Source organism: Burkholderia sp. AU6039, from assembly GCF_002223365.1.
GTDB lineage: Bacteria > Pseudomonadota > Gammaproteobacteria > Burkholderiales > Burkholderiaceae > Burkholderia.
Genome location: NZ_NKFK01000005.1, coordinates 1,279,895 through 1,304,197, shown reverse-complemented (window position 1 = coordinate 1,304,197; position 24,303 = coordinate 1,279,895). Strand labels below are relative to the sequence as shown.

The 24,303-nt window shown below is 67.0% G+C and carries 21 protein-coding genes; 13 read left to right on the top strand and 8 right to left on the bottom strand.

Annotation, left to right across the window (positions count from 1 at the left end):
* Positions 1-356 precede the first annotated feature (356 nt).
* Positions 357-2,216: a dihydroxy-acid dehydratase gene (ilvD, locus tag CFB39_RS23650; protein WP_089474658.1), complete on the top strand. Its 1,860-nt coding sequence runs from the start codon at positions 357-359 to the stop codon at positions 2,214-2,216.
* A 138-nt stretch (positions 2,217-2,354) separates the two neighbouring features.
* On the opposite strand, the gene CFB39_RS23645 is transcribed toward ilvD, so the two are convergent.
* Both CFB39_RS23645 and CFB39_RS23640 read right to left on the bottom strand, forming a co-directional pair.
* Entirely contained in the window at positions 2,355-3,212 is an 858-nt protein-coding gene (locus CFB39_RS23645) for an SH3 domain-containing protein (protein WP_089474657.1), read from the bottom strand.
* Positions 3,213-3,245: 33 nt separating this feature from the next.
* On the bottom strand, positions 3,246-3,683 hold the full coding sequence (locus tag CFB39_RS23640) for a hypothetical protein (RefSeq protein ID WP_089427727.1): 438 nt from the start codon (positions 3,681-3,683) through the stop codon (positions 3,246-3,248).
* Between the two features lie 297 nt (positions 3,684-3,980).
* Between CFB39_RS23640 and CFB39_RS23635 the strand changes: the two genes are divergently transcribed.
* Both CFB39_RS23635 and CFB39_RS23630 read left to right on the top strand, forming a co-directional pair.
* Positions 3,981-5,516, top strand: a complete 1,536-nt coding sequence (locus tag CFB39_RS23635) for a sigma-70 family RNA polymerase sigma factor (RefSeq protein WP_089474656.1) — start codon at positions 3,981-3,983, stop codon at positions 5,514-5,516.
* Between the two features lie 181 nt (positions 5,517-5,697).
* Positions 5,698-6,600: a helix-hairpin-helix domain-containing protein gene (locus CFB39_RS23630; protein WP_089474655.1), complete on the top strand. Its 903-nt coding sequence runs from the start codon at positions 5,698-5,700 to the stop codon at positions 6,598-6,600.
* Position 6,601: 1 nt separating this feature from the next.
* On the opposite strand, the gene CFB39_RS23625 is transcribed toward CFB39_RS23630, so the two are convergent.
* Both CFB39_RS23625 and CFB39_RS23620 read right to left on the bottom strand, forming a co-directional pair.
* Positions 6,602-7,390: a hypothetical protein gene (locus CFB39_RS23625; RefSeq protein WP_144030308.1), complete on the bottom strand. Its 789-nt coding sequence runs from the start codon at positions 7,388-7,390 to the stop codon at positions 6,602-6,604.
* Positions 7,391-7,485: 95 nt separating this feature from the next.
* Entirely contained in the window at positions 7,486-7,911 is a 426-nt protein-coding gene (locus CFB39_RS23620; RefSeq protein WP_089474653.1) for a helix-turn-helix domain-containing protein, read from the bottom strand.
* A 140-nt stretch (positions 7,912-8,051) separates the two neighbouring features.
* On the opposite strand from CFB39_RS23620, the gene CFB39_RS23615 reads away from it, so the two are divergent.
* A complete protein-coding gene (locus CFB39_RS23615) occupies positions 8,052-8,549 on the top strand; it encodes a DUF2938 domain-containing protein (RefSeq protein WP_089474652.1) in 498 nt (165 codons plus the stop codon).
* 234 nt (positions 8,550-8,783) lie between these two features.
* On the opposite strand, the gene CFB39_RS23610 is transcribed toward CFB39_RS23615, so the two are convergent.
* Positions 8,784-9,224, bottom strand: coding sequence for a MarR family winged helix-turn-helix transcriptional regulator (locus CFB39_RS23610; RefSeq protein ID WP_089474651.1), 441 nt, complete (start codon positions 9,222-9,224; stop codon positions 8,784-8,786).
* Between the two features lie 122 nt (positions 9,225-9,346).
* On the opposite strand from CFB39_RS23610, the gene CFB39_RS23605 reads away from it, so the two are divergent.
* Positions 9,347-10,876, top strand: a complete 1,530-nt coding sequence (locus tag CFB39_RS23605) for a DHA2 family efflux MFS transporter permease subunit (protein WP_089474650.1) — start codon at positions 9,347-9,349, stop codon at positions 10,874-10,876.
* Positions 10,877-10,914: 38 nt separating this feature from the next.
* On the opposite strand, the gene CFB39_RS23600 is transcribed toward CFB39_RS23605, so the two are convergent.
* Positions 10,915-12,429: an acetyl-CoA hydrolase/transferase family protein gene (locus tag CFB39_RS23600; RefSeq protein ID WP_089474649.1), complete on the bottom strand. Its 1,515-nt coding sequence runs from the start codon at positions 12,427-12,429 to the stop codon at positions 10,915-10,917.
* A 654-nt stretch (positions 12,430-13,083) separates the two neighbouring features.
* Here CFB39_RS23600 and CFB39_RS23595 point away from each other — a divergent pair.
* The 8 genes from CFB39_RS23595 (at position 13,084) to CFB39_RS23560 (ending at position 22,096) form a co-directional block, all read left to right on the top strand.
* A complete protein-coding gene (locus CFB39_RS23595; RefSeq protein WP_039357120.1) occupies positions 13,084-13,764 on the top strand; it encodes a CDP-alcohol phosphatidyltransferase family protein in 681 nt (226 codons plus the stop codon).
* Positions 13,761-14,570 (top strand): 2OG-Fe(II) oxygenase, encoded by an 810-nt coding sequence (locus CFB39_RS23590; protein WP_089474648.1) that lies wholly within the window; start codon positions 13,761-13,763, stop codon positions 14,568-14,570. The genes CFB39_RS23595 and CFB39_RS23590 overlap by 4 nt, the downstream gene beginning before the upstream one ends.
* Positions 14,567-15,568 (top strand): HpnL family protein, encoded by a 1,002-nt coding sequence (locus CFB39_RS23585; RefSeq protein WP_089474647.1) that lies wholly within the window; start codon positions 14,567-14,569, stop codon positions 15,566-15,568. Before CFB39_RS23590 ends, CFB39_RS23585 begins: the two co-directional genes overlap by 4 nt.
* A gap of 36 nt (positions 15,569-15,604) precedes the next feature.
* Positions 15,605-16,372, top strand: a complete 768-nt coding sequence (locus CFB39_RS23580; RefSeq protein WP_089447471.1) for an NTP transferase domain-containing protein — start codon at positions 15,605-15,607, stop codon at positions 16,370-16,372.
* Positions 16,369-18,054: a phosphoenolpyruvate mutase gene (gene aepX, locus CFB39_RS23575; protein WP_089474646.1), complete on the top strand. Its 1,686-nt coding sequence runs from the start codon at positions 16,369-16,371 to the stop codon at positions 18,052-18,054. Before CFB39_RS23580 ends, aepX begins: the two co-directional genes overlap by 4 nt.
* The gene (gene aepY, locus CFB39_RS23570; protein ID WP_089474645.1) at positions 18,051-19,232 is read left to right on the top strand and encodes a phosphonopyruvate decarboxylase; all 1,182 of its coding nucleotides are present in this window, start codon (positions 18,051-18,053) and stop codon (positions 19,230-19,232) included. The genes aepX and aepY overlap by 4 nt, the downstream gene beginning before the upstream one ends.
* The gene (locus CFB39_RS23565) at positions 19,232-20,296 is read left to right on the top strand and encodes a 2-aminoethylphosphonate aminotransferase (protein ID WP_089474644.1); all 1,065 of its coding nucleotides are present in this window, start codon (positions 19,232-19,234) and stop codon (positions 20,294-20,296) included. The genes aepY and CFB39_RS23565 overlap by 1 nt, the downstream gene beginning before the upstream one ends.
* A gap of 654 nt (positions 20,297-20,950) precedes the next feature.
* A complete protein-coding gene (locus tag CFB39_RS23560) occupies positions 20,951-22,096 on the top strand; it encodes a branched-chain amino acid ABC transporter substrate-binding protein (RefSeq protein ID WP_089427742.1) in 1,146 nt (381 codons plus the stop codon).
* Positions 22,097-22,192: 96 nt separating this feature from the next.
* Here CFB39_RS23560 and CFB39_RS23555 read toward each other — a convergent pair whose 3' ends face one another.
* Positions 22,193-23,122 carry an asparaginase domain-containing protein gene (locus CFB39_RS23555; protein ID WP_089474643.1) on the bottom strand — a complete coding sequence of 310 codons (930 nt, stop codon included), beginning with the start codon at positions 23,120-23,122 and terminating at the stop codon, positions 22,193-22,195.
* Between the two features lie 11 nt (positions 23,123-23,133).
* On the bottom strand, positions 23,134-24,279 hold the full coding sequence (locus CFB39_RS23550; RefSeq protein ID WP_089474642.1) for a pyridoxal-phosphate dependent enzyme: 1,146 nt from the start codon (positions 24,277-24,279) through the stop codon (positions 23,134-23,136).
* Between the last annotated feature and the right edge of the window lie 24 nt (positions 24,280-24,303).

Genomic DNA, 24,303 nt, shown 5'->3' with positions numbered 1-24,303 from the left:
CGGCAAGACCGGCGATGAAGCCGCTGCCGGGCTCCGCTGGCGATGGCCGGCTTCCGGCTTCGCGTGCTCCCGCCATTCCGTCTTCGTGCCGCGCTTTGTTCGCTTTGTTCGCTTTGTTCGCTTTGTTCGCTTTGTTCGCTTTGTTCGGTTCTTTCGGCTTGTGCGCCCACGCGCTGCCCGCCGCGCCCCACCCGCGCCGGTCGGCCTTGCCCGCCGGCGCCGCGCGCCCGGCGGCTGTGGGATAATCACGCAGTTTGCCCAGGGCGCAGCTCAAGAGGTTGTTCGCACGGGCGCGAGAGAGGCCTTTATTCCCCGTGCCTCCACCCTTTTCCCGCGATATTTCTTCAGCAACGACCATGCCCACTTACCGTTCCAAAACCTCCACCGCTGGCCGCAACATGGCAGGGGCGCGCTCGCTCTGGCGCGCCACCGGCATGAAAGACGACGATTTCTCGAAGCCGATCATCGCGGTCGTCAACTCGTTCACGCAGTTCGTGCCGGGGCACGTGCACCTGAAGGATCTCGGCCAGCTCGTCGCGCGCGAGATCGAGGCGGCCGGCGGCGTCGCGAAGGAATTCAACACGATCGCGGTCGACGACGGCATCGCGATGGGCCACGACGGCATGCTGTATTCGCTGCCGAGCCGCGACATCATCGCCGACTCGGTCGAATACATGGTGAACGCGCACTGCGCGGACGCGATGGTCTGCATCTCGAACTGCGACAAGATCACGCCGGGGATGCTGATGGCCGCGATGCGCCTTAACATCCCGGTGATCTTCGTGTCGGGCGGCCCGATGGAAGCGGGCAAGACGCGCCTCGCGAACCCGGTCACCAAGGCCATCGAGGTGAAGAAGCTCGACCTCGTCGACGCGATGGTGATCGCGGTCGACCCGTCGTATTCCGACGCCGAAGTCGCCGAAGTCGAACGCTCGGCCTGCCCGACCTGCGGTTCGTGCTCGGGCATGTTCACCGCGAACTCGATGAACTGCCTGACCGAAGCGCTCGGCCTGTCGCTGCCCGGCAACGGCACGGTGGTGGCCACGCACGCCGATCGCGAGCAACTGTTCAAGCGCGCCGGCCGTCGCATCGTCGAACTCACCCGCCAGCACTACGAGCAGGACGACGACCGCGTGCTGCCGCGCTCGGTGGGCTTCAAGGCATTCGAGAACGCGATGACGCTCGACATCGCGATGGGCGGTTCGACCAACACGATCCTGCACCTGCTGGCGATCGCGCAGGAAGCCGGCATCGACTTCACGATGAAGGACATCGACCGCCTGTCGCGCGTCGTGCCGCAGCTGTGCAAGGTCGCGCCGAACACGAACAAGTACCACATCGAGGACGTGCACCGAGCAGGCGGCATCATGGCGATCCTCGGCGAGCTCGACCGCGCCGGCAAGCTGCACACCGACGTGCCGACCGTGCACGCGCCGTCGCTGAAGGACGCCCTCGACCAGTGGGACATCGTCCGCACGCAGGACGACGCGGTCCGCACGTTCTACCAGGCCGGCCCGGCCGGCATCCCGACGCAGGTCGCGTTCAGCCAGAACACGCGCTGGCCGAGCCTCGACCTCGATCGCGCCGAAGGCTGCATCCGCTCGTACGAGCATGCGTTCTCGAAGGAAGGCGGCCTCGCCGTGCTGACGGGCAACATCGCGCTCGACGGCTGCGTGGTGAAGACGGCCGGCGTCGACGAGAGCATCCTCGTGTTCGAAGGCACGGCACACGTGACGGAATCGCAGGATGAGGCAGTCGACAACATCCTGAACGACAAGGTCAAGGCCGGCGACGTGGTGATCGTGCGCTACGAAGGCCCGAAGGGCGGCCCCGGCATGCAGGAAATGCTCTACCCGACCAGCTACATCAAGTCGAAGGGCCTCGGCAAGGCATGCGCGCTGCTGACGGACGGCCGCTTCTCGGGCGGCACGTCGGGCCTGTCGATCGGCCATTGCTCGCCGGAAGCGGCAGCGGGCGGCGCGATCGGCCTCGTGCGCGACGGCGACAAGATCCGCATCGACATCCCGAATCGCACGATCAACGTGCTGGTGTCGGACGAGGAACTGGCGCGCCGCCGCGAAGAGCAGAACGCCAAGGGCTGGAAGCCGGCGCAGCCGCGTCCGCGCAAGGTGTCCGCTGCGCTGAAGGCCTACGCGAAGCTGGTCATGTCCGCCGACAAGGGTGCGGTGCGCGACCTGTCGCTGCTCGACGACTGATTGGGGTAGCAACAGCAAGGCCGGCTGCTTGTAACACGTAGCCGGTCAGGCTGCGGGCCGAAGCCCGCTCGCCCGATCCAGAAGCCGCTCTCCGGAGCGGCTTTTTTCGTCCTGCGCCGACCGAATGCATCGGCATCGTCAGTGACGGAATTCTTCCGGGCCGCCGCCGCCACCACCGTGGCTTCCGCCGCCGTTCCCACCACCCTGCGGTCGCGCGCCGCCGTAACCGCCGCCGCCCCCCCCACCACCCGGGTGCACCGGTACCGGCATCGAACGGCCCTCGCCGCCCGGCGCGGGAGGCGGACGCATGACGGCGGCCGGTGGCGGATGCATGACGGCCGGCGGCGGCGCTGCCGGACGCGGATTGCCGGCTGCACCCGGCATCGGCGCAGGCGCAGGCGCAGGCGCGGGCGCGGGCGCAGGCGCAGCCGGCGGCGGCGTGCGAATCGCGCCGTTCCAGCCGCCGCGTGCAGCGGACGGCCGCGCGTCATGCACGGGCGGCGGTCCGCCCGGTGCGGCCTGCGGCGGCCCACCCGGTTGCGGGCGCCCCTGTCCCGGCGGCACGCCGCCCGGGCCGAGCCGCGGTTCAGCGCGGTGTTCCCACCGATCACGGTCATGGAACCACGGGCGGTGACGGTAGTAGCGATCCCAGTACGCACCGATCGCGAACCCCGTGATCGGCACGCCGACGATCGCGCCATATTCGAGCAGCGGCGCGTAACCGCCCTGGTACGGATAGTCGATCAGTTGCGCGTCGATCCAGCCGCGCACGCCCGGCAGCGCGACGTCGCACCACGTGTAGTCGCTCAGGCAGCCGAACACGTCCAGCGCGGTGCCCGGCGGAATCTGCGCGACGACCGGATAGTCGGGCGCGGGCCCCGCGAACAGCTCGGCCGGCGAATTCGTGTAGCCGGTGCTCTGTGCCTGTGTAATATCCGGCGCGGCCGCCAGGCCGAGCAGGACGACGCACAGGCTTCGGACAATCATGTTCCTCATGATGCTCTCCCGCGCGGTGCCGCCGCGCGCCGGTCAGTGCCGATGCCCGCCCCAGCCGCCGCCCCAGTGGCCGCCGCCCCACGGACGATGCCCGTACCCGCCGCGTCCACGCCAGCCGCCGCCCCATCCGCCCCAGAAGCCGACCGAGATCGCCGGTGCGCCCCAGCCGTACCAGCCCGGGTAATACGCGGGGGCATAGTACGGATACGGATAGGGATACGGTGGCGGATAGGCCGGCGCGACGTAGACGGGCGCCGGATCGACCACCGGCGGCGCGACCGCCGCCGCAGCCGGGCCCGGCGCAGTGGTGGCCGGCGCAGCCGGCGTGACGGGGATCTCGCGCTGCGTCAGCGTGGCCGGCGCCGGTGTGTAGTACGGCGCATAGCCATACGGACTCGTGTAATAACAGCCGCCGAGGGCCAGCGTCGTCAATGCGAATACCGCATACCTCGCGGCAGGAATCGGGGTCATCGGTTGCTCCGGCAGAATCCACGCGTCGCCGCCAGGCGCGCGCCTGACTCTAGCTTACGTCCCCTGCAGATTTCCGCCCGGTATGATCGGTTACTTTTTGTTTCCTGCACCGGACGGGCGCGCGGGCACGCCGCATGCTGGCACGTCTGCCGCACCCGCGTTGAAGTTCGCGCAAATGCCCTCAACTTGAACGATGTCAGGCTGGCCGGCGCGGACGGGGTTCGCGAGCAACCGGCGGCCCGAAACCAGCGGACTTCGGCCCGCCCAGACAGGAACGCGGCTCACGCCGCCATCGACATGACTACGCCACGGCCCACTCCCCGGGCGGACACGCCGCTCGATCCGATCATCCAGTTGCTGGCGCTCGCCGGCGAACAGGGTTATCTGACCCACGCCGACCTCGTCGACGCGCTGCCGCCCGAAAGCGACAGCCCCGACGCGCTCGACGTCGTGCGCGCCGCGCTCGCCGACATCGGCATCGCCGTGCTCGACGAGCCGGCCGCGCCTGCGCCGTTCGCCGGTTCGGCGCCTGTCGACGTCGATCGCGATGCGCTCGACGAAGGCCGCGCGATGCTCGGCGACCTCGCACGCGGCACGAGCGCATCGACCGATCCGCTCGCCCTCTACATGCGCCGCATGCAGGCGGTGCCGCTGCTCACGCGCGAAGGCGAAATCGTGCTGGCGCGCGAGATCGAGACAGGCCGCCACCAGATCCTGCACGCGCTCGCCGGCTATCCGGCGGCGGTGGACGCGCTGCTTGCGCGTCATCGCGCCCCGGCTTCGACCCGCGCAGCCGGGTCGTCCGATGACGACGCCGGCGACACGCCGGCGCCGGCCAGCTACGACGCGCTGCAGGCGGCCGTCGCGGCCTTGCGCGGCGCGTTGCACGCGCATGGCTGCCGTTCAGACGAATACCGTGACGCACGCAACCACGTGGCCGCCCTGCTCGGCTCGATCGCGTGGGTCGCACCGGCCGTCGACGACGCGAGCGGCGTCGTGCGTGCGCTCGTGTCCGCGCCGCATCACGCCGCGACGGGCGAAGCCGCCTGCTTCGACACGGTTGCGCGGCGGGCACTCGCCGCGGCGCTGACGGACGGCCAGCAGAAAGTGCGCGACGCCACGCGCGCGATGCTCGAGGCGAACCTGCGGCTCGTGCTGTCGATCGCGCGCAAGTACATGAACCGCGGCGTCGACCTGCCCGATCTCGTGCAGGACGGCAGCCTCGGCCTGATGCGTGCGATCGAGAAATTCGAATACCGGCGCGGGTTCAAGTTCTCGACCTATGCGACCTGGTGGATCCGCCAGGCGATTGCGCGCGCGGTCGCGGATCGCGCTCGCACGATCCGCGTGCCCGTGCACGTCGGCGACCAGTACCAGCGGGTGCAGCGGCATGCGCTGCGTTTTCGGCAGCGCACGGGCCGCCGGGCGACGCCGGCCGACCTCGCGGCGGAAACCGGCCTCGACGAGGACAAGCTGCGCGCGGTGCTCGCGCTGCCTGCCGAGCCCGTGTCGCTCGACGCGCCGCTGCCCGACGCGGACACCGGTCTCGTCGAGCTGATCGAGGACCAGGCGTCGGCCAGCCCGTTCGAGCAACTGGCCGACACGCGGATGCGCGAATGCGTGAGGTCGCTGCTCCGGTCGGTCTCGCCGGCCGAGGCCGACGTGCTGCGCCGGCGGTTCGGGCTCGGCGGCGCCGAGCCTGACACCTACGACGCGATCGCGCAGGACGCGGGCATGTCGCGCGAACGCGTGCGGCAGATCGAGAAGCGGGCGCTCGCCGCGTTGCGCACGGCCGCCGAGGCCGAAAACGCGCAGTCGTTCCTCGACGCGTGACCGCATTACGCGACGCACGGTCGTGCCGCTTTCCGGCACGACCGTGCGCGTCGAACCTGTGCTACGTTTGCCATTGACGTGCGTCAAGTTTTCTTCATCGCGTGTCGCGACAATGATGAAAGGCCGACCGGCGCATCGTTCGCCGTGTCCATTCCGTTTGTGCGTCCCCAGGTCCCTCGCCATGCAGACGACCGCCAGCCAAACGTTCGAGGAAAACCGGCATATCGCGGCCTGCCTGCGCGAGGCGGCGCAGCGGCTGGCTGACCAGGGCGCGAATCCGTACCGGGTCGCCGCGTACCGCGCGTCGGCCGAGACGGTCGACGCGCTCGACCTCGACATCCGCTCCCTGTTCGAATCCGGTGGCGTCGATGCGCTCGGGATGCTGCCCGAGGTCGGCACGGGCGTCGCCCAGGCGATTGCCGAGCTGCTGGTGACGGGGCGCTGGCGCCAGCTCGACCGGCTGTGCGGCGACGCCGAACGCACCTCCGCGTTCGAAGCGGTGCCGGGCATCGGCCACGCGCTCGCGCTGCGCATTCACGACCTGCTGCACATCGATACGCTCGAGGAACTCGAACGCGCGGCCCGCAACGGCCAGCTCGAAACGATCTCGGGCGTCGGCCCGCGGCGCGCGGCCGGCATCCGCGCCGCGCTCGACGACGTGCTGAGCCGCCGCCGGCGCTGGCAGGGCCACGTGCAGGACGCCGGCCGCGGCACGGAGCCGCCCGTCGAACTGCTGCTCTACATCGACCGCCTGTACCGCAACAAGGCCGCCGCCGGCGTGTTGCCGACGCCTGGCGTCGTGCAACGCGTCACCGCGCATCGGCGCCCGAATGCGGACGACTACGTGCCGCTGCCCGTGATGCACATGACCAAGGGCGGCTGGCATTTCACCGCGCTGTGCCTGCATGCCGCGATGCGCACGCCGGAGGCGTCCCGCCCGACGGACTGGGTCTCGCTCTATTTCTACGACGCCCTGCAACGCGAGCATCAGCGGACCGTCTTCACCGAAACGTACGGCTCGCTCGTCGGCAAGCGGATCGTGCGCGGGCGCGAGCAGGAATGCCGCGTGTACTACGCGGGCTGAGTCAGTCGTCGCCGATCTCGTCGATGTCGAACGGGACGTCGAGCACCGACGCGATTTCGCGACATGCATGGGTGAGCGCGCGCGATCGGCGGCCGGAATAATCTGCCGCGAGATAGAACCAGGTCGAATGCGGCCCGCAATCGTCTTGACTGTTCCGTTTCGGTACGTCGAACCAGAACTTCACCATGTAGCCGCCCTTCCAGCGAACCGGAATCACCTGCGTGAGCTGCATTCTCGTGATTGCACCGTGGCGGAACCGGATGGTGTCGTCACCGACGCGGAACCCCGACCACGCGCCGTCGTTCGACACGAAAACGGTCAGCATTTCGTCCGGCAGCACGACGGTCGGGGCGTCTTCCCGGGCCAGCTCGGCCGTCGACACCATCGCCGCCCCCGAACCGTCGCGCCCCGTCTCGACATCCACGTACGCTTCGATCGTCCGCTTCGCCTTGTCGTAGAAACTGCGGGTGACGTCGGACCGCACGGCGTCGGCGATCAGCACCAGTTGCTTGAATCGTGCACGCTCGCCGTATCGAAACGGCACATCGGGTGCGTGGTCGGGCCCGTCAGCCAGTTCGTCCTCCGGACTATCGGTCTGTACAGGCGGAGCGGTCGTGACAGGCGGTTCAATGCGTCCGCGCCGCCGTGTCACCCAATCGATTCCCAACGCCAGCAGCACTTGCGGCGTCACCATCACGACGGCCACCGTCGCGAGCCCGGCGAGCACCCCGTAATGCGGCCCGACCCGCGATGCCGCATACGCGGCAGGAAACGCAAGCAAAATCCACACGCTGCAACCCCGTTGTTCCAGTTTGCGATGTCTGGCACCGCATGACTCTGCGCATCACCCTGCCATCGGCCAACCCGCCGGTGCACACTCGCCGCCTACGCACCCTCCGTCTTCGTGCGGCGGGCCGGATGGCGATGCACGGCGATCCGAAGCAGCTTCTGGAACGACGGGCATTCGAGATGGTTCGATGCCGGGCACACGGCCGCATGCCGCAACGCATCGCGCACGGCGCCGAGACGGCGGATCGTGCGGTCGAGTTCGTCGGCCTTGCCGTCGAGCTTCGCGCGATCGATCGCAGGCAGGCCGTCCGTGCCGACCATCGCGAGGATGTCGTCGAGCGAAAAGCCGGCCTCGCGGCCCAGTGCGATCAGCGCCAGGCGCTCCAGCACCGACTCGTCGTATTGCCGCCGCAGCCCGTGGCGGCCGATCGGGACGATCAGCCCCTTTTCCTCGTAGTAGCGCAGCGTCGACGCGGGCAATCCCGAGCGTCGCGCCACCTCTGCAATGTCCAGCCGGTTCATGCTTGACCTCAAGTGAACTTGAGGTTGCAAGATAGTCGCTCGACTCGATGAAGACAAGCCCGGATCGCCATGAAACCGTTGAAACCACGCCGTATTCCGCTGCACCGCGCAGCCTGTTCCCTTCTCTGCGGAGGCACGCGATGAGCCTGCCCGACGTCCTGCCCGACCTGCTGCTGATCGGCGCGGGCGCCACGCTCGTGATGGATCTGTGGGCACTGCTCCGGCGGCGTGCATTCGGCATTCCGTCGCTCGACTACGCGCTGGTCGGCCGCTGGCTCGGTCACATGATGCACGGCCGGTTCCGGCATGCGTCGATCGTCGCCGCGGCACCCGTTCCCGGCGAACGCGCGCTCGGCTGGGTCGCGCATTACGCGATCGGCATCGTGTTCGCGGCGCTGCCCGTCGCGATCGCGGGCACGGCATGGATCGGCACGCCGACCCCGCTCCCCGCGCTCGTCGCCGGCCTCGCTAGCATCGTCGCACCGTTCTTCGTGATGCAGCCCGCGTTCGGCTTCGGCATCGCGGCGTCGCGCACGCCGAGCCCGGGCGTCGCGCGCCGGCGCAGTCTCATCACGCATCTGTCCTACGGTGTGGGGCTTTATCTGGCGGCGCTCACGCTCGCGGCGCTGGCCCGTTGAGCACATGGACTCGCCGAGGCCGTAACAGCTGGCGTCGGCTCAACCGAGCCGACGTCGATACTCACGCAAGCGCTTCGTCGAACATGGCGAGCGTATCGTCTCGTGTGCCAGCCCGACGAAGGCCACGCCGGGCATCGGCACCCGCGCAACGGCGATGACAACGCCGCGTGCTCGCGCGCTGCCGCCCGATGTTTTTCAAGTCGTTCATCCAGCCCGCCCGAACGGCGGGCCACCTCACTCCCCGCCGCAATCGATCAGGTTGTGACGCACGCGCCCGAGCAGCCGCACCAGCGTATCGCGCTCGTCGGGCGTGAAGCCGCGCAGCCCGTCTTCGGCGACGGTGTCACCCACTTCGAGCATCTGCGGAAAGATTTCGCGCGACTTGTCGGTCAGCCGGATCACGAATGCCCGGCGGTCGTCGTCGTTCGCGATGCGCTCGATCCAGCCATAGCTTTCCATCCGGTCGAGCAACCGCGTGAGCGAGATCGGCGCGATCTCGAGCCATTCGGCGAGCCGCGCCTGATTCATCTCGCCCTTCCACGTCAGGTACGCGAGCACGCGGCTTTGCGCCCGGGTCAGCCCGATGCGCTTCGCGCGCCGGTCGAACAGGCGTCCGTTCAGGCGGGCGACATCGGCGATCAGATAGCCGATCCGGTTCTCGTAAGTCTTGTCCATCCGGCGATTATAGGGGTCAAGCCGGCCCTGCCTCGGCGATAAGCGGATATATAATAAGCGTGCTTATAATTCCAGCCATACCGGATCGCCGCCCACGGCGACCGCCCCGTGGAGACACCCGCTTGAACCCCGCCGCCGACGCCCCCGCCTCGCCCGCCCTGAACCGGCCGATGCTGACCCTGTCGATCATGCTCGCCACGCTGATCCAGACCCTCGACAGCACGATCGCGAACGTCGCGCTGCCGCACATGCAGGGCACGCTGTCCGCGTCGCAGGACGAGATCACGTGGGTGCTGACCTCCTATATCGTCGCCGCGGCGATCGCGACGCCGCTCACCGGCTGGCTGTCCGACCGGCTCAGCGTGAAACGGCTGCTGATCGTGTCGATCGCGGGCTTCACGGTCGCGTCGGCGCTGTGCGGGCTGTCCGAGACGCTCGTGCAGATCGTCGGCGCGCGCCTGCTGCAGGGCGTGTTCGGCGCCGCGCTGGTGCCGCTGTCGCAGTCGATCCTGCTCGACATCAATCCGCGCGAGAAACAAGGCCAGGCGATGGCGATCTGGGGAATGGGCGTGATGGTCGGCCCGATCCTCGGCCCGACGCTCGGCGGCTGGCTGACCGACAGCTACAACTGGCGCTGGGTGTTCTTCATCAACGTGCCGATCGGCGCGTTCGCGCTCGCCGGCGTGATGACCTTCCTGCCCGCACGCGCGCCGCGCCCGCACGTGAAGTTCGACGCGTTCGGCTTCGCGACGCTGGCGCTCGCGATCGGCGCGTTCCAGGCGATGCTCGACCGCGGCGAACAGCTCGACTGGTTCGGCTCGTACGAGATCCGTATCGAGGCGATCGTCGCGGCGCTCAGCTTCGCGTTCTTCCTCGTGCATACGGCGACCGTCGGCAAGGCGTCGTTCTTCAAGTCGGAACTGCTGCGCGACCCGAACTTCGCGACGGGTACGCTGTTCATCTTCGTGGTCGGCGCGGTGCTGTACGCGACCCGCGCGCTGCTGCCGCCGATGCTGCAGAACCTGATGGGCTACCCGGTCGCGACGACGGGCCTCGTCACCGCGCCAAGCGGCGCCGGCACGATGATCGCGATGCTGTTCGTCGGCAGGCTGCTGAAATACGTGGATGCGCGGATGCTGCTGCTCGCGGGGCTGTCGATTTCCGCGCTCGCGCTCTGGCAGATGATGCAGTACACGGTCGTGCTGTCCGAAGCGGACATCGTGTGGCCGGGCGTGGTGCAGGGCTTCGGGCTGGGGCTCGTGTTCGTGCCGCTGAGCGCGCTGTCGTTCTCGACGCTGCCGCCCGAGCTGCGCGCGGACGGCACGGCCACCTACAGCCTGATGCGCAACATCGGCAGCAGTATCGGCATCTCGATCGTGCAGACGCTGATGACGCGCAACACGCAGGTCGCGCATGCCGACCTCGCGACCCACATCACGCCGTTCAACCCGGCCGTGCAGGCGATGGCCGGCAGCCGCGTCGACATCGCGCTGCTCGACCGCACGATCAACCAGCAGGCGTCGATGATCGCGTACCTGAACGACTTCAAGCTGATGTTCGTCGCGACGCTGCTGATGATTCCGCTGTTGCTGCTGATCCGCCCGCCGCAGAAAGCGGCGAGCGTGGAAATCGCGCACGCGGCGATGGATTGACCGGGCGCACGCGCGGCGCGCCCGCTTCGCTCCGCGCGTCAGGCCTTCATCGTGCCCGTGCGCACGTAGCGCTCGTGCCACGACAGCGCCTCGGCGAGCAGGTGCGGCGTGTGCTTGCCGAAGCTGTCGCGCGACGCACGCTCGAAGTAATCCTCGAGCATCGGCCGGTAGTCGGGATGCGCGCAGGTCGCGATGACCTTGCGTGCGCGCTGCTTCGGCGACAGGCCGCGCAAGTCAGCGAGGCCCTGCTCGGTGACGACCACCGCGACGTCGTGCTCGGTGTGATCGACGTGGCTCGCCATCGGCACGATCCGCGAGATCGCGCCGCCCTTCGCCGTGCTCGCCGACATGAAGCACGACAGGTAGCCGTTGCGCGCGAAGTCGCCCGAGCCGCCGATGCCGTTCTGGATCTTCGTGCCCATCACGTGCGTCGAGTTCACGTTGCCGTAGATGTCGGCCTCGATCATCCCGTTCATCGCGATGCAGCCGAGCCGGCGCACGAGCTCCGGATGGTTGCTGATCTCCTGCGGGCGCAGCACGATCTTCTCGCGGAACGTCGCGATTTCGTCGGCGAAGCGCTGCACGGCGGCCGGGCTCAGCGACAGCGCGGTGGCCGACGCGAAGCTCAGCGTGCCGTCCTGCAGCAGGTCGAGCATGCCGTCCTGGATCACTTCCGTGTACGCGGTCAGGTTCGAGAAGCCGGCCGAGCTGAGCTCCGCGAGCACCGCGTTCGTGATGTTGCCGACACCCGACTGCAGCGGCAGCAGGTTTTCCGGCAGGCGGCCGCGCTTCACTTCATGGCGCAGGAAGTCGATCAGTTGCAGCGCGATCTGCTTGGACGTCGCGTCCGGCGCGGAGAACGCATTGCTGCGGTCCGGCGCATCCGTCTCGACGATCGCGACGATCTTGTCGGCCGGGCAGCGCAGGTACGGCTCGCCGATCCGGTCGTCGCTCTTCGTCAGCGGAATCGGCTTGCGGTGCGGCGGCAGCGCGGTGCCGTAATAGACGTCGTGCATCCCGTCGAGGCCGAGCGGCTGGCGCGAGTTGACCTCGAGGATCACGTGCTTCGCGCGTTCGAGCCAGGTCTTGTTGTTGCCGATCGACGCGGACGGAATCAGCAGCCCATCCTCGCGGATGCCCGCGACTTCGACGATCGCGACATCGAGATCGCCGTACAGCCCGAACCAGGCGTACTGCGCGACGTGGCTCAGGTGGACGTCCTGGTAGTCGACTTCGCCGCCGTTGATCTTGTCGCGCAACGTCGGGTCGGACTGGTACGGCAGGCGCATCGAGATGCCGTTGGTGCGGGCGAGCGCGCCGTCGAGTTCCGGCGCGGTCGATGCGCCCGTCAGCACGTTGATCCGGAAGTCCTCGCCGCGCGTGTGCGCCGCGTCGATGTGGGCGGCAAGCGCGGCCGGGACGGCCTTCGGATAGCCTGAGCCCGTGAAGCCGCTCATGGCGACGGTCATGCCGGGACGGATCAGCGCGGCGGCTTCGTCGGCGGTGCGGACGAGCGAACGCAGGGCGGGAGCGAGGATGCGTGATGAAGACATGGCTGGTTTCTGACGCGTGGGGTCTGTCGTTGACGTCGCGGGGGGTGTCTCCTGAGCGACATGAAGCCCTTGGGGCCGCGAGGGGCGGCCGGCACCACAGGCACGGTCGGAGTATCGCAGAGGCAGTCGCCGCGAAATGTCCGCCAAATGCAAAAGATCCTTGCCGGATTTGCCGGGTATCGAACGACCGTTCTGTGACAGGCGCGCCGTTTAAATCAGATGCACACGAAAGGTGCGCGAAAGCATCGGGCAGAACGACCGGTCGCCGATCGACAACTCATGCGCATCAATCGATGAATTTCCACCGCGCTTTATCACCTGCGGATCGGCAATGACCAACGCCCGTCCGGCGCGGCCAATTGTTACCCGATGCGGCTTGTCCCGACCTGACGCACGTCAAGCGCGCACGCGCCGCGCGACGCGCGGCGGGAAGCGCGAAACGCACCGCCGCACCGGCCTGTGAGGCCCGTCCGTCCTTGACAGTCGCGCGATGCGAACCACACTGGAATACGGATGCCGCCGCCCCGTCTGGCCGCCCTTTCGCGCACGCGCTTTTCGGCCGGCCGATCGCCGCAAGACGCGGTAACACTCCCTCATGTCAGGACATTGATCGAATAAAAAGCACCAAATTACAATTCCGTATATATTTCGCCGATGGACCAAAGAAAAACCGCCACACGTTCCGAACCGCCCCTGCCGCGCACCTGGGATGCGCGGCTGGCGCGCTCGCTTGTCCGACCGCTCGTCGACACGCCCGTCACCCCGAATCACCTCACTACCGTTCGCCTGCTGATCGGCCTCGCCGGCGCCTGGTGCCTCGCGCACGGCGGCTTCGGCTGGAGCAATGCAGGCGCGTTCCTGATCGTGCTGTCGAACTTCGTCGACCACACCGATGGCGAGCTCGCGCGCATCAGCGGGAAATCCAGCAAGATCGGTCATTTTTACGACCTCGCAGCAGACGCGCTCGTCACGGTCGCGCTGTTCGTCAGCATGGGCGTCGGCATCGTCGCCCAGGGCGGCCAGATGGCTGCGTCGCCGGTGCTGCTCGGCGCGGTGGCCGGCGCGGCCGTCGCGCTGATCTTCTTCCTGCGCATGCGGATCGAATCGTTCGCCGGCAAGGCCGGCACCAAGCAGGCATTCGCCGGCGGCTTCGAAACAGAAGACGTGCTGTACCTGCTGCCGCTCGTGACGCTGTTCGACGGCGTCGAGCCGTTCCTGCTCGCGGCGTCGATCGGCGCCCCGCTGTTCGCGGCGTGGGTCGTGTTCGACTGGTGGCGCATCGTCCGGCGCGGCAACGTTTCGCAGAACCCTACTGAAATCCAGGCTTCCAAATGACTCCTAGCACGCGCGACGACTCCGTGCTGAGCCCGGCACGCCCCGCGCCCGTGCGCGCGGCCGCGGCCGACCCCGATCGCACCGTGGCCGACCGTGTCGGCACACTCGACCTCGACCGCCTGCGCGGCGACTACACGCGCCAGGGCTCGTTCCTTTATCTCGACACCTTCCTGCCGGCCGACGCGCACGCGAAGCTGGCCGACGCCGCCCGCGCGATGCAGGCCGGCCTGAACCGCAATTACCTGCCCGGCCACAAGCAAGGCGGCAGCGTCAGCCGTCATACGATCGACGAGCAGGCGCCGTACATCGCCGAACTGTATCGCTCGAAGGCACTGATCTCGTTCCTCGAGAAAGTCACGGGCGACAAGCTGATGCTGTCGCCGGACGACGATCCGCACGCGTACGCGCTGTATTACTACACGAAGCCCGGCGACCACATCGGCTGGCACTACGACACGTCGTACTACGACGGCCGTCGTTACACGCTGCTGATCGGCGTGATCGACGAATCGTCGTGCCGGCTCGACTACGAGCTGCACACGCGCAATCCGGACGTCGCCGACGAACCGGGCTCCGTGCAGATCGCCGACGGCGGCATCGTGCTGTTCGACGGCGACAAGCTGCGCCACCGCATCACGCCGCTCGGCCAGAACGAGATGCGCGTGTCGCTCACCTTCGAATACGTGACGAACCCCGGCATGCGGCCGTGGAAGCGCTTCATCTCGAACATGAAGGACGCGATCGCGTATTTCGGTTTCCGCCAGGTGTTCAAGCAACTGGCGACGCGACGCACGAGCGGGTCATGACACGCGCGGGCCTCATCCTGCTGTCCCTCGGGACCGCACTCTTCATCGCACTGCTGGCCTGGCAGGGCGTCGGCGCCGTGGCGTCCACGTTCCTCGCGGCCGGCTGGGGGCTCGCGCTCGTCGCGGCGTTCCACGTCGTGCCGCTCGCGATCGACGCGGTCGCGATCTCCGTGATGTTCCGCCCCGGCCAGCCGGGCGCCGAGCTCGGCAACGCGCTGCGCGCGCGCTGGGTCGGCGAATCCGTGAACAGCCTGCTGCCCGCCGGGCAGATCGGCGGCCCGGTGCTGATGGTGCGCCACCTCGCGCAGCGCGGCACGCGGATGGCCGACGCGGCGGCAGCCGTCACGGTCAGCACGACGATGCAGGCGCTCGCGCAGATGGCGTTCGCGCTGATCGGCATCGCCGCGTTCAGCCTGTATGCGACGCACGAATCGGTCGCGCACCTGCGCACGCCCGCGCTGATCGCCACCGGCGTGCTCGGCGCCCTCGCCATCGCGTTCTATGCAGCGCAGCGGCGCGGGCTGTTCGGCCGCGGCCTGCGCCTCGCGTCGAAGCTGCTCGGCCCGCGCGACTGGTCGTCGCTGGCCACCCGCGCCGATGCGATCGACGATGCGGTCGGCGCGCTGTACCGCGATCGTGCGAAGGTCGCGAAGACGTTCGCACTGAGTCTCGTCGGCTGGATCGTCGGCACCGCGGAAGTGTGGCTCGCGCTGCACTTCCTCGGGCACCCGGTGAGCTGGCTCGACGCGCTGCTGCTCGAGAGCGTCGGCCAGGCCATTCGTGGCGCGGCCTTCGCGATCCCGGGCTCGCTCGGCGCGCAGGAAGGCGGCTACCTGCTGCTCGCGCCGCTGGTCGGACTGCCGCCCGACGCGGCGCTCGCGCTGTCGCTTGCGAAACGCGCGCGCGAACTCGCGCTCGGCCTGCCCGGCCTGCTCTATCTGCATTTCAGTGAAAGAAACTGGCAGCGGCGCCGTGCGCCGCAGCCGCTCGCCGACTGATCGTTCAGATCCGCCGGCTTTTTGGTTGGAGAACCCATGCGAGCCATCATTCTTGCGGCAGGCCTCGGCTTGCGCCTGCAACAACCGCCCGAGGCGCAGTTCCCGAAGTGCCTGCTGCGCTTCGACGACGTGTCGCTGCTCGAGCGCCATCTGCGCGTACTCGATGCCGCGGGCGTCGACGAGATCGTGCTTGGGCTGGGCTTCCAGCACGAGAAGGTCGAGCAGGAATTGAAGCGTCTCGGCCGCCAGGCCGAGATCGTGATCAACGACCGCTACGACCTCGGCAGCGTGCTGACCGTGCATACCGTCGCCGATGCGATGACGCGCGGCGGCGACGTGCTGCTGATGGACGCCGACGTGCTGTATGACGAGAACATCCTGCACGCGCTGGTGGCCGATTCCGACAAGGCGGTCGACCGCCTGCTGATCGATCGCGACTTCGAGGCCGGCGACGAGCCCGTCAAGCTGTGCCTGAAGAACGGCGTGCCGGTCGAGCTGCGCAAGCAGCTCGCAGTCGACCTCGACTACGACACGATCGGCGAATCGGTCGGCTTCTTCCGCTTCACCGAAGGCACCGCGCGCCGCCTCGCGACGATCGTCGCGGGCTACGTCGACAGCGGCCGCGCGAACATGCCGCACGAAGAAGCCGTGCGCGACCTGCTGCTCGAAGGCGGTCACTCGTTCGACGTCGCCGACGTCACCGGCTCGCCGTGGATCGAGATCGACTTCCCGAACGACGTCGCTCGCGCCACGCAAGAAATCCTCCCCCTGATTCAACGCACCACCGCAGGAGTCGCACGATGAACGCACGCGAACCCAACTTCACCGAATCGCGCAGCGCACGCCTGCGCCGCATGCTCGTCAGCAGCGACCTCGAATTCCTGATGGAAGCGCACAACGGCCTGTCCGCGCGGATCGTCCGCGAAGCCGGCTTCAAGGGCATCTGGGCATCGGGCCTCGCGATCTCCGCGCAGTTCGGCGTGCGTGACAACAACGAGGCGAGCTGGACCCAGGTCGTCGACGTGCTCGAATTCATGGCCGACGCGAGCGACCTGCCGATCCTGCTCGACGGCGACACCGGCTACGGCAACTTCAACAACGTGCGCCGCCTCGTGAAGAAGCTCGAGCAGCGCGGCATCGCGGGCGTCTGTATCGAGGACAAGCAGTTCCCGAAGACCAACAGCTTCATCGGCGGCGAGCGCCAGCCGCTCGCGGAAATCGACGAGTTCTGCGGCAAGATCAAGGCCGGCAAGGATTCGCAGACCGATCCCGACTTCTCGATCGTCGCGCGCGTCGAAGCGCTGATCGCGGGCTGGGGCATGGACGAGGCGCTGCGCCGCGCGAACGCGTACGCGGAAGCCGGCGCCGACGCGATCCTGATCCACAGCAAGCTGTCGCGCCCGGACGAGATCCTGCAGTTCGCCCGCGAATGGAGCGGCAAGGCGCCGCTCGTGATCGTGCCGACCAAGTACTACAGCACGCCGACCGACGTGTTCCGCCAGGCCGGCATCAGCACCGTGATCTGGGCGAACCACCTGATCCGCGCGTCAGCCTCCGCGATGCAGGCGACCGCACGCGAGATCCACGAGAGCGAAACGCTGATCAACGTCGAAGACCGCGTAGCATCGGTCAACGAGATCTTCCGCCTGCAGGACGCCGACGAATACTCGGCGGCCGAGCGTATCTACCTGTCGTCGTCGTCGCGCGCGTCGAACGCGGCGATCGTGCTGGCTGCCAGCCGCGGCAAGGGCCTCGAAGCCGTGACCGAAGACAAGCCGAAGGTCATGCTGCCGGTCGCCGGCAAGCCGCTGCTGCGCTGGCTCGTCGACGGCTTCAAGACGCACGGCGTGAACGACATCACCGTGGTCGGCGGCTATCGTGCCGACGCGATCGACACGTCGGGCATCAAGCTCGTCGTCAACGAACGCCATGCACAGACGGGCGAGCTCGCATCGCTCGCCTGCGCGGCCGACCGTCTGACCGGCGACACCGTGATCTCGTACGGCGACCTGCTGTTCCGCAGCTACATCGTGCGCGACCTCGCGGAGAGCGAGGCCGAGTTCAGCGTGGTGGTCGATTCGTCGCTCACCGAGACCAACCAGAGCGTGCGCGATTTCGCGCTCTGCTCCGCCGCAGACGATCGCGGCCTGTTCGGCCAGAAGACGTTCCTGCAACGCGTATCGAGCGACGTCGCCGCAGGCACGCCGCACGGCCGCTGGATCGGCCTGCTGAACGTGCGCGGCGCCGGTGTCGATCGCCTGAAGGCAATGCTCGCGACGTTGCAGGCGCGTCCTGATTTCGACACGCTCGACATCCCGTCGCTGCTCAACGAACTGATCGCCGCCGGCGAGAAGATCGAGGTGCAGTACGTGCACGGCCACTGGCGCGGCGTCAACGATCTCGAGGACTTCCGCCGCGCGGGCGACTTCGCGCATGGCCAGACGCCGCTGTCCGAACCGGGCGCCGGCAACGGGGGCGCGCAATGATCGAAGCGGCCCAGTTCGTCGAGGCCGCGCGCGCGCGCGGTTTCGACTGGTACGCGGGCGTGCCCTGTTCGTACCTGACGCCGTTCATCAATTACGTGCTGCAGGACCCGACGCTGAATTACGTGTCGGCCGCGAACGAAGGCGACGCGGTCGCGCTGATCGCGGGCGCGACGCTCGGCGGCAAGCGCGGGATCGCGATGATGCAGAACTCGGGGCTCGGCAACGCGGTGAGCCCGCTCACGTCGCTCACGTGGACGTTCCGGCTGCCGCAGCTGCTGATCGTCACGTGGCGCGGCCAGCCGGGCGTGGCCGACGAGCCGCAGCACGCGCTGATGGGCCCGATCACGCCCGCGATGCTCGACACGATGGAGATCCCGTGGGAGACGTTCCCGACCGACCCCGAACAGGTCGGCCCGGCACTCGACCGCGCGATCGCGCACATGGACGCGACGGGCCGCCCGTACGCGCTCGTGATGCAGAAAGGCAGCGTCGCACCGTATGAGCTGAAATCGAACCCGGCCGTGAAGCCGCGTGCGCATGTCGCCGCGCAAGCGTCGTCGCGCGCCGCGTCGGCCGAAGCCTGGCCGACCCGGCAGGACGCGCTGCAGCGCGTGATCGCGCACACGCCGGTCGATTCGACCGTCGTGCTCGCGTCGACCGGCTTCTGCGGCCGCGAACTCTACGCAATCGACGATCGCCCGAACCAGCTGTACATGGTCGGCTCGATGGGCTGCGTCACGCCGATGGCGCTCGGTCTCGCGCTCGCACGCCCCGACCTGCGCGTGGTCGCGGTCGACGGCGACGGCGCCGCGCTGATGCGCATGGGCGTGTTCGCGACGCTCGGCACCTACGGCCCGGCCAACCTCACGCACGTGCTGCTCGACAACGGCGCGCACGAATCGACGGGTGGCCAGGCCACCGTGTCGCAACATGTTTCGTTCGCGGGTGTGGCTGCCGCGTGCGGGTATGCGTCGGCGGTCGAAGGCGATACGCTCGATGTGCTCGATACGGCGCTTGCTTCGTCGGCCGATGGTGCGCAGTTCGTACGACTGGCAATCCGCACCGGCGTGCCCGACGGCCTGCCCCGCCCGACCGTCACGCCGGTCGAGGTCAAGACCCGTCTGATGCGGCACATCGGCGCCGCGCAGACCGAAGCCCACGTTGAAGGAGCCCATTGATGCTGCTGCTGAACCCCGGCCCGGTCACGCTCACCGAACGCGTGCGCCGCAGCCTGCTGCAACCCGACCTGTGCCATCGGGAAAGCGAATTCTTCGATCTGCAGGATGAGGCGCGTGCGCGGCTCGTTGCTGCGTATGAGCTTGATCCGGCTGAGTGGACGGCTGTGCTGATGACCGGTTCGGGCACCGCCGCGGTCGAAAGCATGATCGCGGCGCTCGTGCCGAAGGACGGCAAGCTGCTCGTGATCGAGAACGGTGTTTATGGCGAACGGATTACGCAGATCGCGACGCAGTATGGGATCGCGCATGAGGTGCTCAAGCACGAGTGGATGCAAGCGCCTGATCTTGTGCAGATTGGTGCGAAGCTCGATGCGGGTGGGTATTCGCACGTTGCGGTGATTCATCATGAAACGACGACGGGTCGCCTGAACGATCTCGGCGCGATCGCGGAAGTCTGCCGCTCGCGTGGTGTGAAAATGCTCGTCGATGGCGTCAGCAGCTTCGGCGCGGAAGCGATCGATTTTGCCGGTGGCGATATCGATGCCGTGGCCGCGACCGCGAACAAGTGCCTGCACGGCGTGCCGGGTGCAGCGTTCGTGATCGTGCGCCGTAGTGCGCTCGCGAATGCTGCAAGCCGCACTTACTACCTCGATCTCGGTCGTCTCGCGAAGCTGCAGGATCAGCGGAATACGCCGTTTACGCCTTCCGTGCACGCGTATTACGCACTTGTCGAGGCGCTGCGCGAGTTTGACGAGGCTGGCGGCTGGCGTGCGCGGCATGCGCATTACAAGGCGCTCGCCGATCAGGCGCAAGCCGGGCTTGCGGCGCGCGGGATGCCGCTGGTGCTGCCGGAAGGTGAATCGTCGGTTGTGCTGCGTGCGTACCGGTTGCCGCAAGGTGTGACGTACGAGACGCTGCACGACGGGCTGAAGGCGCGCGGCTTCGTGATCTATGCGGGGCAAGGCGGGTTGTCGAAGGAACTGTTCCGCATCTCGACGATGGGCGCGATTCAGGCAGCTGATGTCGAGAGGTTGCTTGAAGGGTTTACTGCGCTGACGCGGTAAGCGTTATCCGCACCTCATCTACGAAAGGCCCGGGCAATGCTCCCGGGCCTTTTTTATTGTTCGCGATGCTCCGGCAAAGGCTGAGCTTATTGACAACGTTTGGCTGGCAGCGGAGGCTGGCCTGTTGTCGCCCCACATCGCCCGCGTGTATTTAACGGAATGGCGGCTGCTTTGGCGGTCTTCGAGACTTCGCGTCATCCCGATCGCATTCAGCCCTGAGGTGCCGCCAGCAGCACGTACCTGCGGGCGCGGCAATGCCAAATATCCCCGGTCGATCCAGCGATCAACGTTGCGTTCAAGTCAACTGCGTGGACCGAAACGCGGCGCTTCTTCCAGTCTGGACCCACCTCCCGTCCATCAGTCAGTCGTTCAGCCTCTGGTCGATGCCGGACAATACCAAGCGTTTACCCCTACAATACATTTTATTTAATTCTAGATAATCTTTCTAGAAACGGGAGCCCAAGGAGCAGACGGGCCGCTAACCAGCGGCCAGGCTCCCGACCATAACGCTACGGAATGCTAATCAGTCTTTCCTCGGGTGATGGGCTGCTCTGACGAATACTCACATTCGGAAACGTCGCCAACGTCGCGACTTCGACAGGAGACGCCGCATGCATTTTCAACAGCAACCCAGTTCAACAAGAGGCTAAGCATATGAAATCTCAACTCAAACCCGGCAACGCCGCGCTGACACTCGCCTGCGTTGCCATGGTCTACGGTCAAGCGGCTCTCGCGGACGTGATCGTGAAGATCGGCAGCGCCGAACCGCTGACCGGCAACATTGCTCACATGGGCCAGGATGCGGCCGATGGCGCCAAGCTCGCCGTCCAGCAGATCAACAAGGCCGGCAATCTGGTCATCGGCGGTCAAAAGGTCATCCTGGAGGTCGAGTCGCTGGATGACCAGGCCGATCCCAGAATCGGTACGAACGTCGCGCAGAAGCTGGTCGACGATGGCGTCGTGGCCGTGATCGGCCACCTGAACTCCGGCGTGTCCATCCCCGCGTCCAAAATCTACCGCGACAACGGCGTCACGCAGATCACGCCGGGCTCCACCAACCCGCAGTACACACTGCAAGGCTACAAGACCGCCTTCCGCGTGATCGGCACCGATGCCCAGCAGGGCCCCGCCCTCGCGAAATACGCCAAAAACCAGAAAGTCAAGACGGTCGCCATCGTCGACGACGCCACGGCCTACGGCCAGGGTCTTGCGGACCAGTTCGAGAAGACCGCCAAGGCCGAAGGCATCCAGGTGCTATCGCGCGATGCGACCAACGACAAGGCCACTGACTTCAAGGCCATCCTGACCAAGATCAAGTCCGAACGCCCCGACGCGATCATGTATGGCGGCGAGGACGCCACCGGCGGCCCCTTCGCCAAACAGGCCATGCAACTGGCCCTGCGCGCCAGGATCCTGGCGGGCGACGGTGTCTGCACGACCGATTTGGCCAGGTTGGCCGGCGACGCCGCCGACAATCTGGTCTGTTCCGTCGCGGGCGGCGATCTGTCCGCGATGGCGGGCAGCGCTGCGTTCAGCAAGGAACTGAAGGCCGTGTACGGCCATGATCCAGTGGTCTACTCGCCGGTTGCGTACAGCGCCGTCTACGTGATCGTCGATGCGATGAAACGCGCCAACTCGATCACGCGCGCCGGCATCCTGTCCGCCATGCCCGCGACCAATCTCAACACGCTGATTGGCAATATCCGGTTCGACGAACACGGCGACCTGAAGGACAGCACCATCTCCCTTTACAAGTACGTGAAAGGCAAGCGAACCCTGCTGGAAGTCGAGAAGATGTGAACGAGGCGGGGCCGACGCGGGCGCCTCCAAGCCCCCGCGCCGGCCCCGCACCGGGCGCATCTTTGCCGAGATCGTTGAGTAGCCGCCGTCCGCGGATCAGCGCCCTGCCTTTCCGCTGCGAGTTGCGCGACCAAGCTCCGCGATGAGCCGGATTCGTGCCTTTGATGCGTCCAGGCCGTCATAACCTGCCGTGGTCAGGCCGAGGTTGTGGGCGCGCTCATAGGCATATTTGGGTACGGCTGAATTGACCCGGAAACCCTGGGCACAGCGTGTCGATAGCACGACGGGGATATGCCGCGCGGCTTCGCTCAGGAATCTCTCCGACTGCGCCGAGAAACCCCCTGCCCCCTTGCCTGCCACGACGATACCGTCGAGTTCGGAGATAGCCGGCAAGCCCACGAGTGGCCCGAAGGTCTCCATGACGATCGCAACGCGGGCGCCGAGGTCGGATACATCAAGATCCGCGTAACTCTCGTCAACGGCTCCCGAACCTGTGAGCGTCACAATGTCGGCCTCGATGGAGCCGCGGATCGCTGTTTCCGGTCCGAAGGGCTGAATGGCCTGCGGCCATACCTTGACGATCGAGACCGGGTCGAAAATCCGTCCCGCGAAGGCCACGAGAGCGCTCGCGCCCTTCTGCATGGCCTGCGCCAGACGTCCGGAATCCGCCAGATTGCGCGGACCGTCGGCATTGGCATTGCCGCCGGGGATCGCCGCACCGGTCAAAACGACGGGCCGATCGCGATCAAAAAGCAGAGCGGCCGCATAGGCGACGTCTTCCATTGCGTCGGTGCCGCAGCACATGACGAAAGCTTCGCTCTCGCGATCCTGCCGCATGACGTCACGAGCGCGGCAAAGTGAGGCAAAAGTCAGATCGCAGCTATCGACAGGATCGATATCACGTCCGATCCAGTCTGCTTGACCGCTCGATACGATCAGATCGCGCGCCAGTAGACGCTTGATCGTCCCATCACTCTGATAGCTTTCCGTGATGGTGCCGCCGCAATTCAGGAGTCCGATTTTCATGGAGGGAGCCTTTAGGCAAGCGTATCGGGAATTTCCGCGTACATATCCGCGATGGCTTCGGCATTCTTGATACCCGTGCCCGTCAGCAGGACAACCGTTTCCTCTCGCGCCTCAATCGCCCCCAGTTGCGTGAGCCGATCAAATCCTGCAACCGCGGTCGCCGAAGTCAGCTCCGGCAGAAGGCCCAGTCGCGCAATCCGCCTGAGCGCGTCGACGATTGCGTCTTCCTCCACGGCCACAGTCGTACCGCCCGTCTCCCTGACAGCGTTGATCACTTGCGCCAGCCGTAGAGGATGGGCGATGGCCGTCCCCTCGGAGACCGTCTTTCGGACCTCGCGTGGAATGGGCGTCGTGACGCCCGCCTGAAAGCTGGCATCGATAGGAGAACAGTTCAATGGCTGGCATACGAAGAGCTTGGGCATTTTGTGAATCTGGCCCGCGCGCATCAGTTCCGAGAACGCCAAATAACAGCCGAGCACATTGCTGCCCGCGCCTGCAGGCATGACGATGTTGTCCGGCGCCTGGAAGTTGAGGTCCTCCCAGATCTCGTAGCCGACCGACTTGGTCCCTTCGAGGAAAAATGGCTGCCAATTGTGGCTGGCGTAGAAGATGCTCGCGGACTGCAGGACGGCCTCGTCCTCGCACGCCTGTCGCGGGCCGTCGACCAGTTGTACCTCCGCCCCATAGGCTCGCATCTGGGCAATCTTCGCGGGCGACGCGTATGCGGGCGCCAGAATCTTCACGCGCACGGCGCCTGCAGCGCCATACGCCGCCACCGACGCTCCGCCGTTTCCCGAACTGTCCTCCAGAACGGACGCGATGCCTTGCTGCCGCAACATCGAGAGCATCACCGTCGTGCCGCGATCCTTGAAGCTGCTTGTGGGGCTGAACCACTCCAGCTTGAAATGCGGCCGGTGGTCGCCCCACGGCTTCTGGATCAACGGGGTGCACCCTTCCCCCATGGAGATGGGGGAGACGATCTCGACTGGAAGCGACGCGCGATAGCGCCATTGGGAGCGAACGTGTCGATCGATGTCGTCCCGGGAAATGCCAGCCTGCGGCGAGATCAGGAGCGGCCTGCGGTCGTCCGAACACCACCGAGGCGTGTCGAGAGGATAAGTAGTGCCGCTGAGCGGCTCGACATAGTGCGGTTTCAAGTTTTCCGACTCCGCTTTGGCACC

Excerpts from the sequence above, each read along its gene's own strand:
- ilvD (WP_089474658.1), top strand. The coding sequence starts at position 357 with ATGCCCACTTACCGTTCCAAAACCTCCACCGCTGGCCGCAACATGGCA.
- CFB39_RS23645 (WP_089474657.1), bottom strand. The coding sequence starts at position 3,212 with ATGAGGAACATGATTGTCCGAAGCCTGTGCGTCGTCCTGCTCGGCCTG.
- CFB39_RS23640 (WP_089427727.1), bottom strand. The coding sequence starts at position 3,683 with ATGACCCCGATTCCTGCCGCGAGGTATGCGGTATTCGCATTGACGACG.
- CFB39_RS23635 (WP_089474656.1), top strand. The coding sequence starts at position 3,981 with ATGACTACGCCACGGCCCACTCCCCGGGCGGACACGCCGCTCGATCCG.
- CFB39_RS23630 (WP_089474655.1), top strand. The coding sequence starts at position 5,698 with ATGCAGACGACCGCCAGCCAAACGTTCGAGGAAAACCGGCATATCGCG.
- CFB39_RS23620 (WP_089474653.1), bottom strand. The coding sequence starts at position 7,911 with ATGAACCGGCTGGACATTGCAGAGGTGGCGCGACGCTCGGGATTGCCC.
- CFB39_RS23615 (WP_089474652.1), top strand. The coding sequence starts at position 8,052 with ATGAGCCTGCCCGACGTCCTGCCCGACCTGCTGCTGATCGGCGCGGGC.
- CFB39_RS23610 (WP_089474651.1), bottom strand. The coding sequence starts at position 9,224 with ATGGACAAGACTTACGAGAACCGGATCGGCTATCTGATCGCCGATGTC.
- CFB39_RS23600 (WP_089474649.1), bottom strand. The coding sequence starts at position 12,429 with ATGTCTTCATCACGCATCCTCGCTCCCGCCCTGCGTTCGCTCGTCCGC.
- CFB39_RS23595 (WP_039357120.1), top strand. The coding sequence starts at position 13,084 with ATGGACCAAAGAAAAACCGCCACACGTTCCGAACCGCCCCTGCCGCGC.
- CFB39_RS23590 (WP_089474648.1), top strand. The coding sequence starts at position 13,761 with ATGACTCCTAGCACGCGCGACGACTCCGTGCTGAGCCCGGCACGCCCC.
- CFB39_RS23585 (WP_089474647.1), top strand. The coding sequence starts at position 14,567 with ATGACACGCGCGGGCCTCATCCTGCTGTCCCTCGGGACCGCACTCTTC.
- CFB39_RS23580 (WP_089447471.1), top strand. The coding sequence starts at position 15,605 with ATGCGAGCCATCATTCTTGCGGCAGGCCTCGGCTTGCGCCTGCAACAA.
- aepX (WP_089474646.1), top strand. The coding sequence starts at position 16,369 with ATGAACGCACGCGAACCCAACTTCACCGAATCGCGCAGCGCACGCCTG.
- aepY (WP_089474645.1), top strand. The coding sequence starts at position 18,051 with ATGATCGAAGCGGCCCAGTTCGTCGAGGCCGCGCGCGCGCGCGGTTTC.
- CFB39_RS23565 (WP_089474644.1), top strand. The coding sequence starts at position 19,232 with ATGCTGCTGCTGAACCCCGGCCCGGTCACGCTCACCGAACGCGTGCGC.
- CFB39_RS23560 (WP_089427742.1), top strand. The coding sequence starts at position 20,951 with ATGAAATCTCAACTCAAACCCGGCAACGCCGCGCTGACACTCGCCTGC.
- CFB39_RS23555 (WP_089474643.1), bottom strand. The coding sequence starts at position 23,122 with ATGAAAATCGGACTCCTGAATTGCGGCGGCACCATCACGGAAAGCTAT.